Source organism: Mycobacterium sp. UNC410CL29Cvi84 (assembly GCF_000686745.1).
Taxonomy (GTDB): Bacteria; Actinomycetota; Actinomycetes; order Mycobacteriales; family Mycobacteriaceae; genus Mycobacterium; species Mycobacterium mucogenicum_B.
This window is the reverse complement of record NZ_JMLM01000017.1, coordinates 77,195-91,929: the sequence shown is the minus strand read 5'-3', so window position 1 is coordinate 91,929 and position 14,735 is coordinate 77,195. Positions and strand designations below refer to the sequence as shown.

Here is a 14,735-nt window from a genome sequence, read left to right as displayed (position 1 = left end):
ACTTGTGCAGCGGCCGAACCTACTCATCCGATGTGCAGCGGATCGATCTGCACCCGCACGGGCGTCTGATCGTGGCGGGCGCTGAGCACGCCGGTCGCCCGGCGCAGGGCCGCCGCCAGCACCAGCCCGCGGTCGCGCGAGACCCGCACCAGCATCCGGTGCACGGGAGCGCCCGGGTCCACGCCGGGCGGACGACGGGCACCGAACGGCAGATCGACCGGGCCCAGTACCTCGGCATCGGGCGGCAGGGCGGCGGCCTCCAGCAGGGCGTCCGCTGCCTCCGGGACGCCGTCGACGGCCGCGAGATGCACCGCGGGCGGCAGCCCGACCTCGGCACGGCCGTCGAGCTCGGCCTCCGCGTGCCCGACCGGGTCCCAGCGGACCAGCGCCTGCACCGTCGGGATCGACGACTCCGCCACCACCGCGACCGTGCCGCCGGCCGCGCGGTCGACCACCATGGCCGATGCCGACATCCACCGGCGCAGCGTGTCCTCGGCCGCGCGCAGATCCTGGCGGCCCAGCAGCGCCCAGCCGTCCAGCAACAGGGCCGCACCGTAGCCGCCATCGGCCCGCGGTTCGGCGCCGGGGGTCGCCACCACGACGGCGGCGCGGGCGGGCACCTCGGTCACGACGGCATCGCCGCCGGAAGTCACGACGGGAACGCCCGGGAAGGCCCGGCCCAGCTCCTCGGCGGTGCGCCGGGCCCCGACCACCACGGCGCGCACCGCGTCCGAGCCGCACCGGCCGCAACGCAGCGCGATGTCCTGACGGCCGCACCACCGGCACACCGCGCCGACGGTGTCGCGGTCCGGCAGCGACAGCGGACCGGTGCAGTGCCGGCACCGGGCGATGGTCCGGCATTTGCCGCAGGCCAGCGCGGGAACGTAGCCGCGGCGCGGCACCTGGACGAGCACGGGCCGGCCGGCGCTCAGCGCCGCTCGCGCCGCCCCCAGCGCCATCGACGGCAACCGCGCGGTGCGGGCCGCGGCGTCGCGTTCGTGGGTGTGCGCGTCGTCGTCGAGCGCGACGACGCGCGGGGCGCTGGCGCGCACCACGCTGCGGCCGGCCACCAGGTCGTGCGCCCACTTGCTGCGGACCAGCGCCTGCGCCTCGGCGGTGCGCGCGAAGCCGCCGATGATTGCGCCACAACGCAATTGGTGCGCCCGCAGCATCGCGACCTCGCGGGCATGCGGATACGGCGCGCGCGGTTCGGCGAGGGAGTCGTCGCCGTCGTCCCACACCACGATGAGCCCGAGATCGGCGACGGGGGCGAACACCGCGCTGCGGGTGCCGATCACGAGCCGGGCCTGACCGCGCAGCACCGACAGCCAGCGCCGGTAGCGCTGCGACGGGCCGAGGCCGGCGGACAACGCCACGACCCGGGACTCGTCGACGAGCGTCAGCGCCGCGGCGTGGACGGCATCGACGTCGCGCTGGTCCGGCACGATCAGCAGTGCCGCGCGGCCGGCGTTGACGACGACGGCCGCCGCCTCGCACAGGCGCCGGGCCCAGTCCTCCCCCGGCAGCGCCTGCCACACCGCGCGCGCGGCCCGGCCCTCGGCGAGCGCCTCGAGGAACTGCTCGCCGCGGCCGTACTGCTGCCAGGCGCCGGCGTCGACGTCGCGCGGCACGAACGGCGCGAGTTCGGGGGGCGGTTGCTTCTCCACCGTGGCGTGCCGCGGCGGAATGGCCAGGCGCAGCACGTCGGGCCGGCTGCCGGCGTACCGGGCGGCGACCGCCTCGGCGAGGCGCTGCACATCCGGGGTCAGCACCCGCTCGGCCGACACCACCCGGTCCAGCCAGCCCAGCTTGCCCGAATGGTCGGTGTCCGAACGCCTTTCGAGGATGAAGGCGTCGACCAGGCGGCCATTGAACCGGACCTTGGCCCGCACGCCCGGCTGCGCATCGTCGGACAGGTCGGCCGGCACCAGGTAGTCGAACTCGCGGTCCAGGTGCGGCACCGACAGCATCGGCAGCACCCGAGCCACGGGCTCGTGCTCGGCCTGCTGTCTGGTGACGGTCACGCAGCCGGTGTAGCAGACGCGGCCGACACCGGCCTGCCGGCGAAGAAGCCGGCCGTGATCAGGAGCAACGACGCGGCGTAGGCCCACCAGATCGGGACCGCCAGCGTCTCGTCGCCGAGCACGAACTTGCTGATGCCGATCATGCCGTCGCTCACGGCGAAGCACAGCGCGCCGAGGGCGGTCCAGCGGGTCGGCAGGTCGGCGAACAGCGCCGTGCACACCATGGCCACCAGTACCGCCATGTACACGGTGACGGGGATGGTCATCTTCTGCGCGACGAGGCTCGGCCAGAACCACACGATGAGCCCGATGCAGACGACGACCAGGACCGCGGCGCCGGCGGTGGCCGCCGGGGTGCGCCGGGCCAACGGCAGGAGGGCGGCCAGGAAGCACAGGTGCGCGATGAGGAACGACCCGAGCCCGAACACGAATCCGAGGGGCCAGCCCGGCACGGCCAGCAGGAAGTCACCACCGGCCGAGAACACCAGTGCGGCGACCAGCCAGTTGCGTTCGCGGACGATCGGATGTCGCGCCGCGGCCGCCGCCAGCAGCAGCGCGGGCAGCGCCTTGACCACGGGCTGCAGGGCGAATTGGCCGATCAGGTCGGCGCCCGACGGCAACCGCAGCGCCGTCGCGATGAGGAAGATGCCGTAGCCGGCGGCCACCACGGCGGCCGCCAGCCACAGCCGCCAACGCGGTGCGTACGGCGAACTCATGTCGGACACTGCGCGTCCCCCACTCGATCCCATTCTGGAAAAGGTACTGGAAGCGGTTCCGTTCCAATTGACCATGGACGGCGGCGTCGAAGCCGCCCGGGCCCGGTTCCGTGAGCTGCCCCGCAAGGCGGTTTTCCCGGAGGTCCGCACCGAGGACCGCGTCATCGATGGCGTGCCGGTCCGCGTCTACTGGCCGGCGGACGTCGAACCGTCGGCGCCGGTGGTGCTGTTCTTCCACGGCGGCGGTTGGGTCGTCGGCGATCTGGACACCTATGACGGCACCGCCCGCCTGCATGCCGCCGGGGCCGGCGCCGTGGTGGTGTCGGTGGACTACCGCCTGGCCCCCGAGCACCCCTTCCCCGCGGCGGTCGACGACGTCTGGGCCGTCACGCAGTGGGTGGCAGTCCACGCCGACGACATCGGCGGTGACCCGAATCGTCTTGCGGTGGCCGGTGATTCGGCCGGTGGCAACCTGGCCGCGGTGGTCGCACAGCTGGCCCGCGACGCCGGCATCACCCTGCGCGCCCAGTTGCTGTGGTACCCCGCGACCACCTGGGACACGTCGCTGCCGTCGTTCACCGAGAACGCCGACGCCCCGGTCCTGGGCCGCGACGCCGTCGGTGGTTTCTCGTTGCTGTACGCCACGGGCGTCGACCTGCGGAATCCGCCGGCCGCCCTGGTCCCGGCACGGGCCGAGTCGCTGGCCGGGCTGGCACCGGCCTACATCGCCGTCGCCGGATATGACCCGCTGCGTGACGACGGCATCCGGTACGGCGAAATGCTCACCGCGGCCGGGGTTTCCGCCGAGGTGCACAACGCCGAGACCCTGGTACACGGCTACCTCGGATACCACGGCGTGGTGCCGGCGACGACCGAGGCGGCCGACCGCGGAATTGCCGCGCTGCGCGCCGCGTTAGCCTGAGGCATGACCTCAGATGTGACGCCGGACACTCGGCCGGGTATCGATCCGATCCTCAAAGCCCTCCTGGACGCCGTGCCACTGGAGTTCACCATCGACGACGGTGTCGAGGTGGCGCGCGCCAAGATCGCCGCGATGCGGCCGCCGGCCGCGATGCTGCCGGGCCTGCGGATCGAGAACCGCGTGCTCGACTGCGGTGCGGCAGGCCAGATTCCGGCCCGCATCTACTGGCCGCCGATCGACGGCGAGACCCGTCCGCTGCCCGTCGTGGTCTTCTATCACGGCGGCGGCTGGGCCATCGGCGATCTGGACTCCCACGACCATGTGGCCCGCGCCCACGCCGTCGGCGCCCGCGCCATCGTGGTGTCGGTCGAGTACCGGCTGGCGCCCGAGCACCCGTTCCCGGCCGCCATCGAGGATTCCTGGGCCGCACTGCAGTGGGTCGGTGCGCACGCCGCCGAACTGGGCGGCGACCCGACGCGCCTCGCCGTGGCGGGCGACTCGGCCGGCGGCAACATCTCCGCGGTGATGGCGCTGCGGGCGCGTGACGCCGGCGGTCCGAAGCTCGCGTTCCAGCTGCTCTGGTACCCCGTTGCGACGGGCGACGTCACGCTGCCGTCGTTCACCGAGAACGCCGACGCCCCCATGCTCAACAGCAATGTGACGGCGGCCTTCCTGTCCTGGTACCTGCCGGGCATGGACCTCAGCGACGCCTCGGCGCTGCCGACCGACCTGGCGCCGGCGAACGCCGAATCGCTGGCAGGTCTGCCGCCGGCGTACATCGGGACCGCCGAGCACGACCCGCTGCGCGACGACGGTGCGCAGTACGCCAAACTGCTTGCCGCAGCCGGTGTTCCGGTCGAGCTGAGCAACGAGTCGACCATGGTGCACGGCTTCGTCAGCCTGGCCCTGGCCTCTCCGGTGGCGACCGACGCCACCAACCGTGGACTCGCGGCTCTGAAAGCCGCCCTCTACGCCTGAGTTTCCGCAAGTATGGACCCATGACAACGCCTGATGTCCAAACGGTGATCGTCGGCGCCGGTTTCTCCGGGATCGGCGCCGGCATCCTGCTCGACCGCGCCGGGCTCGGTGACTACCGGATTCTCGAAGCCGGCTCCGGGCCCGGCGGCACCTGGTTCTGGAACACCTATCCCGGTGTCGCCGTGGATATTCCGTCGTTCTCCTACCAGTTCTCCTTCGAGCAGAGCGCCGACTGGTCGCGCACCTACGCCAAGGGCCACGAGCTCAAGGCGTACGCCGAGCACTGCGTCGACAAGTACGGACTGCGGGACCGCATCCGGTTCGGCACCGAGGTCACCGGCGCCGAGTACGACGAGGACGCCGACCTGTGGCGCGTGCACACCAGCGGCGGCACCGTCACCGCACGGTTCCTGATCAACGGCAGTGGCGTCCTGACGGTGCCCAAGCCGCCGGACATCGACGGCGTCAACGACTTCGCCGGCATCACGCTGCACACCGCACGCTGGGACAGCAGCATCGACCTGCGTGGCAAGCGCGTCGCGATCATCGGCACCGGTGCCTCGGCGGTCCAGGTGATCCCCGAGATCGCCCCGATCGTGGAGCATCTCACGGTGTTTCAGCGGACGCCGATCTGGTGCTTCCCGAAACTCGACCTCCCGCTGCCGGCCCCGGCTCGGTGGGCCATGCGCATTCCCGGCGGCAAGACGCTGCAGCGCCTGGCCAGCCAGGCCTACGTCGAGCTGACCTTCCCGCTGTCGGCGCAGTACTACAGCGTCTTCCCGTTGGCGGACGGCGCGGCCCGGATGGGCCGGTCGTTCCTGCGCCGCGAGGTCCACGACCCGGTGGTGCGGGACAAGCTGACGCCGCGTTACGCCGTGGGCTGCAAACGACCCGGCTTCCACAACAGCTACCTGGCGACCTACAACCGCGAAAACGTCAGCCTGGTAACCGAATCCATCGAGCGCATCACGCCGACCGGGGTACGCACCGCCGACGGCCAGGAGCATGACGTGGACGTGCTGATCCTGGCCACCGGGTTCAAGGTGATGGACGTCGACAGCGTGCCGACGTTCCCCGTCACCGGCGCCGGCGGCCATACCCTCGGCGAGTTCTGGGAGACGCAGCGGCTGCAGGCCTATGAGGGCGTCAGCATCCCCGGTTTCCCGAATTTCTTCACCGTCATGGGGCCGTACGGCTACGTGGGTTCGTCGTATTTCGCGCTGATCGAAGCCCAGACCCACCACATCGTGCGGTGCCTGCAACGCGCGGAAAAGCTTGGCGCCCACCGGGTGGAGGTCTCGCAGGAGGCCAACGACCGCTACTTCGACGAGATGATGCGCAAGCGCCACCGCCAGGTGTTCTGGCAGGACAGCTGCCAGTCGGCCAACAGCTACTACTTCGACAAGAACGGCGACGTGCCACTACGGCCGGCCACCACGGTGGAGGCCTACGTCCGCAGCCGCCGCTTCGACCTCGACGACTACGAGTTCAGCGCCTGACATTCCCGCCGCCGCGGATATGAAAGTGATTTGAAGCCGATAACTTTTCCGCATGCGTTGGCATCGGCACGGTTATAGGCGCTGAATCGTCGGTACAGTCGCGAAGGTGACGACCCGGCCGATGCGATGGCGGGCAGCGACCCTGCTGCTCGTCGCGCTGCTGGGCCTCGGGATCGGCACGCAGCTGGGCATCAAGCCCGCTGCCGCGGCGCATCCCCATGCGGCCCCCGTCCTCGTGGCACCGGGCCACACGCTGCCGTCGGTGACCGCCGAACATCCACACCTGCGCGACAATTCGATCCCGTCGGCCCCGGATCTGATGATCGGCCTCCCCCGGTCGGCCTCCACGCTCCTGGCTCTCGGCCTCGCGGTCGCTGTCTGCGTCGCGATGGTGTGCTGGTGCGCACTGACGCCGGTCACCGGTCGGGGCCCGCCCCGTCAGGCGGCCGTGACTCACACCGGCCGGGCGGTCCTGACCCGGCTCTGCATCTCCCGACGCTGATCGGCCAGCGCAGATCGGCCACATTTCGTGGCTGATCGGTGACTGCTGTCCGATCCCGCTGCCGCACCGCGGCATGACGCGAAAAGTGATGCACCCATGAACAATTCGACCAATCTCACCCTGCCCAGAAAATCCTCCCGACCGGCGTCGGGACCGTGCCGGCTGGCCCGCTACGACCGGCCCGGCACCATGGTCGGCGGCACCCCGGTGCTGCGGATCGCCGCCCCGTTCACCACCGACGACCGCGGCTTCTGGGCCAAGCTCGAAGGCGTCAACCCCGGCGGCATGAAAGACCGGCCCGCCATGTACATGGTCGAACGCGGCCGGGCCCGCGGCGACCTGCTGCCCGGCGCCCGGATCGTGGAATCCACCAGCGGCACACTCGGTCTCGGCCTCGCCTTGGCCGGCACTGTGTACGGGCACCCGGTGACGCTGGTGACCGATCCGGGCATGGAACCGATGATGCTGCGCATGCTGGCCGCGTACGGCGCCGACATCGACCTGGTCACCGAGCCGCACCCGACGGGCGGCTGGCAGCAGGCCCGCCGCGACCGGGTGGCCCAGATTCTGGCCGGCGACCCCACCGCCTGGTACCCCGACCAGTACAACAACCCCGACAACGTCGACGCGTACCGCGATCTGGCCCTCGAATTGCAGTCTCAGCTGGGCTCCATCGACATCCTGGTGTGCTCGGTCGGCACCGGCGGGCATTCGGCCGGGGTGGCAAAAGTGTTGCGCGAGTTCAATCCCGACCTGTCGCTGATCGGCGTCGACACCATCGGGTCGACCATCTTCGGCCAGCCCGCGCAGAGCAGGCTGATGCGCGGCCTGGGGTCGAGCATCTACCCGGACAACGTCGACTACGACGCGTTCTCGGAAGTGCACTGGGTGGCGCCCGCCGAGGCGGTGTGGGCGTGCCGGGCGCTGGCCTCGACCAGCTATGCCAGCAGCGGCTGGAGCGGCGGCGCGGTCGCGCTGGTCGCCGGTTGGGCAGCGCGCCACCATGACGCGGACACCACGATCGCCGCGATCTTTCCCGATGGGCCGCAACGGTATTTCGACACCGTCTACAACGACGACTACTGCCGCCGGCACAACCTGCTCGGCATCGAGCCGCCCGCCGAGCCCGCGGTGATCGCGGACCACGCTGAGCGCGTGGTGGATTCGTGGACACGCTGCACGACGGTGCGCAGGCCCGACGCGGCATCGCGGTGATGGAAGTGCTCACCCAGTTCCGCAGCTTCGGCTGGCCCAGCCGGGTGCTGATGCTCAACCAGTTCGGCATCAACCTCGGCTTCTACATGCTGATGCCGTATCTGGCCGGGTACCTGGCCGGCCCGCTCGGCCTGGCCGGCTGGGCCGTCGGGCTGGTGCTCGGGGTACGGAACTTCTCGCAGCAGGGCATGTTCATCGTCGGTGGGACGCTGGCCGACCGGCTCGGCTACAAACCGCTGATCGTGGCGGGCTGCCTGTTGCGCACGGCCGCGTTCGGCATGCTGGCGGTCGCGCATTCCCTCCCCGCGCTGCTGATCGCCTCGGCGGCAACCGGTTTCGCGGGGGCACTGTTCAATCCCGCAGTGCGGGCCTACCTGGCCGCGGACTCCGGCGAGCGGCGGGTCGCGGCGTTCACGGTGTTCAACGTCTTCTACCAGGGCGGCATCCTCGCCGGCCCGCTGGTGGGACTGGCCCTGATGGCGCTGGACTTCCGGGTGACGGCGGGCATGGCGGCGGTGGTGTTCGCGGTGCTGACCATCGCGCAGCTGTTCGCGCTGCCGAAAGACCATGCTGATCACGCTGTCGCCGAACGGGTCTCGGTCCTGCACGACTGGCGCACTGTCCTGGACAACCGCCCGTTCCTGCTGTTCGCGGCGTCGATGGTGGGCACCTACGTGGTGACGTTCCAGGTGTACCTGGCGCTGCCGCTACATGCCGCGGTGTTGTCGCCGCACCATGAATCGGCCATCGTGGCAGCAGTTTTCGCGGTGTCGGGACTCGTCGCCATCGGTGGCCAGATCCGCATCACGGCCTGGTTCACGACACGCTACGGCCGTGCCCAGTCGCTGACCATCGGCGTGCTGGTGCTCGCGGCGGCGTTCGTCCCGCTGATCGTGGTGCCCGACGACCGGTGGGGACAGCCGGCCGCGGTGGCGGCGCTGTTGGCGACAGCCGCGCTGCTGGCCGTCGGCTCGGCCGCGGTCTATCCGTTCGAGATGGACACCGTGGTGTCACTGGCCGGCGACCGGCTGGTCGCGACGTACTACGGCTTCTACAACACCATCGTCGGCATCGGCATCCTGGTGGGCAATCTCGCCACGGGTGCGCTGATGGAGACGGCGCGTCATGCCGGCCGGCCGGAACTGATCTGGGTGTCGCTCACGGCGATCAGCCTGCTGGTCGCCCTGGCGCTGCACCGAAGCCGTCGACTGGAACCACAGCCGGTCGGCTGATCCAACACAAATGCCCCCGCACTGCGGGGGCATTTGTGTTCGTGACGGGCTTAGACCGAAGCCTTCAGGTCGTCGACCTTGTCGAGCTGCTCCCACGGCAGTTCGATGTCGGTGCGGCCGAAGTGGCCGTACGCGGCGGTCGGCGCGTAGATCGGGCGCAGCAGGTCCAGGTCGCGGATGATGGCGCCGGGACGCAGGTCGAAGACCGAGGTGATGGCCTTCTCGATGCGGGCCGGGTCGAAGTGCTCGGTGCCGAAGGTCTCGACGAACAGACCCACCGGGGCGGCCTTGCCGATGGCGTAGGCGACCTGGACCTCGACGCGGTCGGCCAGGCCGGCGGCGACGACGTTCTTGGCCACCCAGCGCATCGCGTACGCCGCGCTGCGGTCCACCTTTGACGGGTCCTTGCCCGAGAAGGCGCCGCCGCCGTGGCGGGCCCAGCCGCCGTAGGTGTCGACGATGATCTTGCGGCCGGTCAGACCGGCGTCACCCATCGGGCCACCGACGACGAAGTTGCCGGTCGGGTTGACCAGCAGCCGGAAGTCGGAGGTGTCCATGGTGTCGTGGGCCAGGTCGGCCAGCACGGTCTCGACGACGTGGCGACGGATGTCGGGGGCCAGCGTGCCGTCCAGGTCGACGCCCTCGGCGTGCTGGGTCGACAGCACCACGGTGTCCAGGCGCACCGGGACGTTGTCGCGGTACTCGATGGTGACCTGGGTCTTGCCGTCGGGTCGCAGGTAGTCGACGGTCTCGTTCTTGCGGACCTCGGAGAGGCGGCGCGACAGCCGGTGCGCCAGCGCGATCGGCAGTGGCATCAGCTCGGGGGTGTCGTTGATGGCGTAGCCGAACATCAGGCCCTGGTCGCCGGCGCCCTGCGCGTCCAGCGGGTCGCCGGCGCCCTCGACGCGTGCCTCGTGCGCGGTGTCGACGCCGGCGGCGATGTCCGGGGACTGCGCGCCGATGCCGATGTTCACGCCGCAGGTGGCGTAGTCGAAGCCCTTGTCGGAGTGGTCGTAGCCGATCTGGCGGATCCGGTCACGGACGATCAGTGGGATGTCGGCAAACGCCTCTTTGGCGCTGGTGGTCACCTCGCCCACGACGTGCACCTGACCCGTGGTCACCAGGGTCTCCACCGCAACCCGCGACTTGGGATCCTGCGCGAGGAGTGCGTCGAGCACCGAATCGCTGATGGCGTCACAGATCTTGTCCGGATGTCCTTCGGTCACTGACTCGCTGGTAAACAGCCGACCTTCACTCACGTCGCAAATCCCTTCCAAAACTTTGGTCCGCGCATAATATCCACGCCCGGCCAACAACTGTCGTGTACCCCTGCACAGCAAACCCGTCCCGCGATGCGGTCAGGCGTTGTTCATTCGTCCTTGCCACGCAGGAAGGCTGCGATCGCATCGGCGATGCGACTGGCCATCAGGGTCTTGGACCCGTGCTCCAGCGCCGACTCGGCCCCGTCCGCCGCCAGCAACCAGCCGTCGTTGACGTCGACCTCGAAGGCCTTGCCGTTCCCCACCGCGTTGACAACCAGCAGGTCACAGCCTTTACGTTGCAGCTTCGCCCGGGCGTGGAACAGCACGTCGCCGTTGGCGTCGCCGGTCTCGGCGGCGAATCCGACGATGGCGCGCAGGTTGGGCAGCTGACCGTCGGTGCGGGCGCGCACCGCGCCGGCGAGGATGTCGTCGGTCCGGGTCAGTTCGATGACGGGGGCGCCGTCGGTTTCGCCGGGGCCGTGCGTCTTTTTGATCTTGGTGGTCGCTACCTCGGTGGGACGGAAGTCCGCGACCGCGGCGGCCATCACGAGGACGTGTGCATCGGACACGTACTTGAACACCGCGTCCCGCAGCTGGGCTGCCGAGCTGATGTGCACGACGTCGACGCCCGCCGGGTCGGCCAGGCCGACGGTGTTGCCGGCGATCAGGGTGACCTCGGCACCGCGCTGGGCCATCACGCGTGCGACGGCGTAGCCCTGCTTGCCGGAGCTGCGGTTGCCGATGAAGCGCACCGGATCGATGGCCTCGCGGGTTCCGCCGGCGGTGACGACGACCTTGACCCCGGCCAGGTCACGGGGCAGCGCGTCGCCGCGCTCGAGGAGGAGCTGCGCGAACGTGGTGATCTCTTCGGCCTCAGGCAGCCGTCCCGCACCGCTGTCGGCGCCGGTGAGGCGTCCGGAGGCGGGGTCCAGCACCACGACCCCGCGGCGCCGCAAAGTCGCGACATTCTCGACGGTGGCCGGGTGCATCCACATCTCGGTGTGCATCGCCGGGGCGAACAGCACCGGACAGCGCGCGGTGAGCAGCGTGGCGGTCAGCAGATCGTCGCCGCGGCCCGCCACCGCGCGCGCCATCAGGTCGGCGGTGGCCGGTGCGACCACGACCAGGTCGGCCTGCTGGCCGAACCGGACGTGGGGCACCTCGGAGACGTCCTCGAACACTCCCGTGTGCACGGGATTGCCGGACAGTGCCTCAAACGTGGCGGCGCCGACGAACTTGAGCGCCGACTCGGTCGGCACGACGCGGACCGAGTGGCCGGCCTCGCTCAGCTGACGAACCAGGGTGCACGCCTTGTAGGCGGCGATACCTCCGGCGACTCCGACGACGATGCGTTTGCGGTCGGCCATGTTCGGCGCCTACGCGGCCTTACTCGCCCTCGGTGTGCTCGAGCAGGTCGCCGTGGATCTCGCGCATGGCGATCGACAGCGGCTTCTCCTGCAGGCCCGGCTCGACCAGCGGGCCGACGTACTCGAGGATGCCGTCACCGAGCTGGTTGTAGTAGTCGTTGATCTGGCGCGCCCGCTTCGCGGCGTAGATGACCAGCGCGTACTTGCTCGACACGCGATCCAGCAGCTCGTCGATCGGCGGGTTGGTGATACCCAGCGGCGTGTCGTAGGCGATGGCGGCGTCGGAGTCGATGCTCTCGACAGTGGTGCTCACGAAGGATTCTCCCGGCGTTGGTCTGTGTTGATGGCGTCGCTATCAGCGATATCTGTGCGGTAGAGCGCAGACCGCTCAGCGGCCCACCAGCAAGGATACCAATTCTGCACAGGCGGATTCCAACTGACTGTTCACAACAGTCACATCGAAACTGTCCTGAGCGGCCAGTTCGGCCCGCGCGGTGTCCAGGCGGCGGGCCTGCACCTCGGCGCTTTCGGTGCCGCGACCGATGAGACGGCTCTCGAGCGCTTCCCAGCTGGGCGGCGCGAGGAACACCGTCAGTACCTCGGGCATGGCCTCTTTGACGGCCCGGGCGCCGGCCAGATCGACCTCGATGAGGACGGGCCGACCAGCGGCGATGGCTTCCCGGACCGGGCGGGCGGGGGTGCCGGAGCGCTGCAGTCCCCCGTGGATTTCGGCCCATTCGAGCAGCTCGCCGTCATCGATGAGGCGCTGGAACTCGTCGGCCGAGACGAATGTGTAGTCGACACCGTCGACCTCGCCCGGACGCGGCGCACGCGTCGTGGCGGAGACACTGAAATGCAGGTCGGGCACCCGCTCACGCAGGCAGCGCACGACCGTGGATTTGCCCACGGCAGAGGGGCCGGACAGCACAACAACACGGTTCATTGCCGTCCGGCCCCTACTGCTCGTCAGTCTTGCGTCAGATCAGGAAAAGTCGAACTTTTCCAGCAGGGCCTTGCGCTGACGGTCGCCCAGGCCGCGCAGACGGCGGGTCGGAGCGATCTCCAGCTCGGTCATGATCTCCTGCGCCTTGACCTTGCCGACCTTGGGCAGGGCTTCCAGCAGAGCGGAAACCTTCATCTTGCCGAGGACCTCGTCGGTCTCGGCGTCCGTCAGGACCTGCTTGAGGTTGGTGCCGCCGCGCTTGAGCCGGTCTTTCAACTCGGCACGTGCTCGACGTGCGGCAGCAGCCTTCTCCAACGCTGCCGCGCGCTGTTCGTCGGTCAACTGGGGAAGGGCCACGGGGTTCCTCCGATTCTCCGTCAAATAATTTCTGTCACGGCTGGGGTGAACCAGCCAGCGACGACGACCGTACCCACGCTTCCCGACAAGCGCTAACCCCACCCCCCGGGTAACGAAGCTAAAACCCCAGCGTGTAGTGCGAACGGCGGCTCCGGATGGCCGCGAAGTGCAAGCTCGACAAGGCCGGTTTCGGGGTACTGCAGCCACAGATCTGCCTGCGTATCAAGGGTTTTGAGCACTCAGTGGGATGACGGCCGCGCGGCCGGGACCGCGTCCGGCCGTTTTTCGGGCCGCCATCCGGCGTTTATCAGGAAAATTTTCGCAGGTCACGGCGTGTCGGGCGTGTCGGTGCCGGGCTGAACGGGTCGGTGCACTGCCGGGCGCCGCCGACGGCCGATTTGGGCGGTTGGACCGCCCAAATCGAGGGCTTTTTTGCCGGTTCGGCGACCGGTTGCGCACCCCGCAACACGGGCGGCGCACCGCAGCTGAGCGGCGCCACGCAGCCTCCGCAAACTCGGGCTCGGCCCGACGCAACGATGTGGCCGGGCTCGCCCACCTCGACCCGAAGACCGTCTTGTGATGAAACCGTTTCCTGCCCAACGTTTTCCCATCTGGTCATGTGCTCCACAGGCGACGATCAGCGCCCGGTGACCGAACCGTTGCGGCATGCACAGCACACACCTAACGACACCAAAGTGGGCGCACATTAGGCGGTCCTAACTTCAATGGCGAACCCATCACGAGGAGGACTGAGCAGCCATGAAACTCAAACGAGCGTTGACCGCATCCACCCTGGCCGCCGGCATCGGCGTCGCCGGGCTGTTCGGGGTCGGCCTGGCCGGCGCCACTGCCGATCCGGGCTGCCCGCCGAACGCGCCGTGCGGCCAGCACGACAACCGCGGCCCGGGCGACAATCGTGGCCCGGGTGACAACCGCGGCCCGGCGGCACCCGTCGGCCGTGACGACAACTGGCACGACAACCAGGGCCGCGACTGGCAGCACCGCGGCATCGACGATGCCCGCTTCGACCACCAGCCCTTCGACTACAACGGCCAGTGGGTGAACCCGGTATGGGACAACGGCCACAACGCCTGGGGCTTCTGGCTCGGCCCCATCTGGATTCCGCTGTGATCGACGCCCGCTGATCGTTCCAGCAACGAGACGGCCCGCCACATCCTGTGGTGGGCCGTCTCGTCGTATTCGGAACGGCGTGCCAAAATCGCTGCCGCACAACATGTTCACAGGTCTACCGGAACCGTTCCCGCACCACGGCCGCACGCACAGCACACACCTAAGTACAGCTAAGTGCACGCCCATCGAACTCCCATAGCGTCAGCGGCATGAAGATCAAGCAGGCATTGACCGCATCCACTCTGGCCGCCGGCATCGGGGCCGCCGGCCTCTTCGGCATCGGCCTGGCAACCGCGAGCGCCGACTGGTGCGGGCCGGGCGCACCGTGCGGGGGCCATGGCGACCACCGCGACGACCGCGGCGGCTGGCAGCGCGGCGTTGATTGGCATGACGATCGCGACGGCTGGCGCGATGACCGCGGCCGGGACTGGCGTGGCCGCGGCATCGATGACGGCCGCTTCGACCACCAGCCGTTCAGCTACAACGGCCAGTGGGTGAACCCGGTGTTCGAGCCCCGCTTCAGTGCCTGGGGCTTCTGGCTCGGGCCGATCTGGATTCCGCTGTGACCTGAGGCGCATGGCCGGTAC

15 protein-coding genes are annotated in these 14,735 nt (G+C 69.7%); 8 read left to right on the top strand and 7 right to left on the bottom strand.

Annotated features, from left to right (window positions below; translation table 11 throughout):
* Positions 1 to 23 precede the first annotated feature (23 nt).
* Entirely contained in the window at positions 24 to 2,024 is a 2,001-nt protein-coding gene (locus BR47_RS0122440; protein ID WP_029120836.1) for a primosomal protein N', read from the bottom strand.
* Complete coding sequence (locus BR47_RS0122435) at positions 2,021 to 2,740, bottom strand: lysoplasmalogenase (protein WP_029120835.1); 720 nt, start codon at positions 2,738 to 2,740, stop codon at positions 2,021 to 2,023. Before BR47_RS0122435 ends, BR47_RS0122440 begins: the two co-directional genes overlap by 4 nt.
* Between BR47_RS0122435 and BR47_RS0122430 the strand changes: the two genes are divergently transcribed.
* From BR47_RS0122430 to BR47_RS0122405, 6 genes are all read left to right on the top strand, one after another.
* Positions 2,739 to 3,662, top strand: coding sequence for an alpha/beta hydrolase (locus tag BR47_RS0122430; protein WP_029120834.1), 924 nt, complete (start codon positions 2,739 to 2,741; stop codon positions 3,660 to 3,662). The genes BR47_RS0122435 and BR47_RS0122430 overlap by 2 nt on opposite strands.
* A gap of 3 nt (positions 3,663 to 3,665) precedes the next feature.
* Positions 3,666 to 4,640, top strand: coding sequence for an alpha/beta hydrolase (locus BR47_RS0122425; RefSeq protein ID WP_029120833.1), 975 nt, complete (start codon positions 3,666 to 3,668; stop codon positions 4,638 to 4,640).
* 20 nt (positions 4,641 to 4,660) lie between these two features.
* Positions 4,661 to 6,139 carry a flavin-containing monooxygenase gene (locus tag BR47_RS0122420; RefSeq protein ID WP_081831364.1) on the top strand — a complete coding sequence of 493 codons (1,479 nt, stop codon included), beginning with the start codon at positions 4,661 to 4,663 and terminating at the stop codon, positions 6,137 to 6,139.
* Between the two features lie 106 nt (positions 6,140 to 6,245).
* Positions 6,246 to 6,641, top strand: coding sequence for a putative copper homeostasis (lipo)protein LpqS (gene lpqS / locus BR47_RS31170; RefSeq protein ID WP_141772257.1), 396 nt, complete (start codon positions 6,246 to 6,248; stop codon positions 6,639 to 6,641).
* 189 nt (positions 6,642 to 6,830) lie between these two features.
* A complete protein-coding gene (locus BR47_RS0122410) occupies positions 6,831 to 7,856 on the top strand; it encodes a PLP-dependent cysteine synthase family protein (RefSeq protein WP_225433670.1) in 1,026 nt (341 codons plus the stop codon).
* Positions 7,856 to 9,088 (top strand): MFS transporter, encoded by a 1,233-nt coding sequence (locus BR47_RS0122405; RefSeq protein ID WP_029105264.1) that lies wholly within the window; start codon positions 7,856 to 7,858, stop codon positions 9,086 to 9,088. Before BR47_RS0122410 ends, BR47_RS0122405 begins: the two co-directional genes overlap by 1 nt.
* 50 nt (positions 9,089 to 9,138) lie before the next feature.
* Here BR47_RS0122405 and metK read toward each other — a convergent pair whose 3' ends face one another.
* The 5 genes from metK to mihF all read right to left on the bottom strand — a co-directional run bounded on the left by metK (position 9,139) and on the right by mihF (position 13,017).
* A complete protein-coding gene (gene metK / locus BR47_RS0122400; RefSeq protein ID WP_029105265.1) occupies positions 9,139 to 10,347 on the bottom strand; it encodes a methionine adenosyltransferase in 1,209 nt (402 codons plus the stop codon).
* Positions 10,348 to 10,457: 110 nt separating this feature from the next.
* On the bottom strand, positions 10,458 to 11,717 hold the full coding sequence (gene coaBC / locus BR47_RS0122395; protein WP_029120831.1) for a bifunctional phosphopantothenoylcysteine decarboxylase/phosphopantothenate--cysteine ligase CoaBC: 1,260 nt from the start codon (positions 11,715 to 11,717) through the stop codon (positions 10,458 to 10,460).
* 19 nt (positions 11,718 to 11,736) lie between these two features.
* Positions 11,737 to 12,030 carry a DNA-directed RNA polymerase subunit omega gene (gene rpoZ / locus BR47_RS0122390; RefSeq protein ID WP_020101623.1) on the bottom strand — a complete coding sequence of 98 codons (294 nt, stop codon included), beginning with the start codon at positions 12,028 to 12,030 and terminating at the stop codon, positions 11,737 to 11,739.
* 75 nt (positions 12,031 to 12,105) lie between these two features.
* Positions 12,106 to 12,660, bottom strand: coding sequence for a guanylate kinase (gene gmk, locus BR47_RS0122385; protein WP_090562820.1), 555 nt, complete (start codon positions 12,658 to 12,660; stop codon positions 12,106 to 12,108).
* A 39-nt stretch (positions 12,661 to 12,699) separates the two neighbouring features.
* Positions 12,700 to 13,017: an integration host factor, actinobacterial type gene (gene mihF, locus BR47_RS0122380; protein ID WP_011894593.1), complete on the bottom strand. Its 318-nt coding sequence runs from the start codon at positions 13,015 to 13,017 to the stop codon at positions 12,700 to 12,702.
* Positions 13,018 to 13,776: 759 nt separating this feature from the next.
* On the opposite strand from mihF, the gene BR47_RS0122375 reads away from it, so the two are divergent.
* Together BR47_RS0122375 and BR47_RS0122370 are read left to right on the top strand one after the other, a co-directional pair.
* Entirely contained in the window at positions 13,777 to 14,148 is a 372-nt protein-coding gene (locus BR47_RS0122375) for a hypothetical protein (protein WP_029120829.1), read from the top strand.
* 209 nt (positions 14,149 to 14,357) lie between these two features.
* Positions 14,358 to 14,714, top strand: a complete 357-nt coding sequence (locus BR47_RS0122370; protein WP_029120828.1) for a hypothetical protein — start codon at positions 14,358 to 14,360, stop codon at positions 14,712 to 14,714.
* Positions 14,715 to 14,735 lie beyond the last annotated feature (21 nt).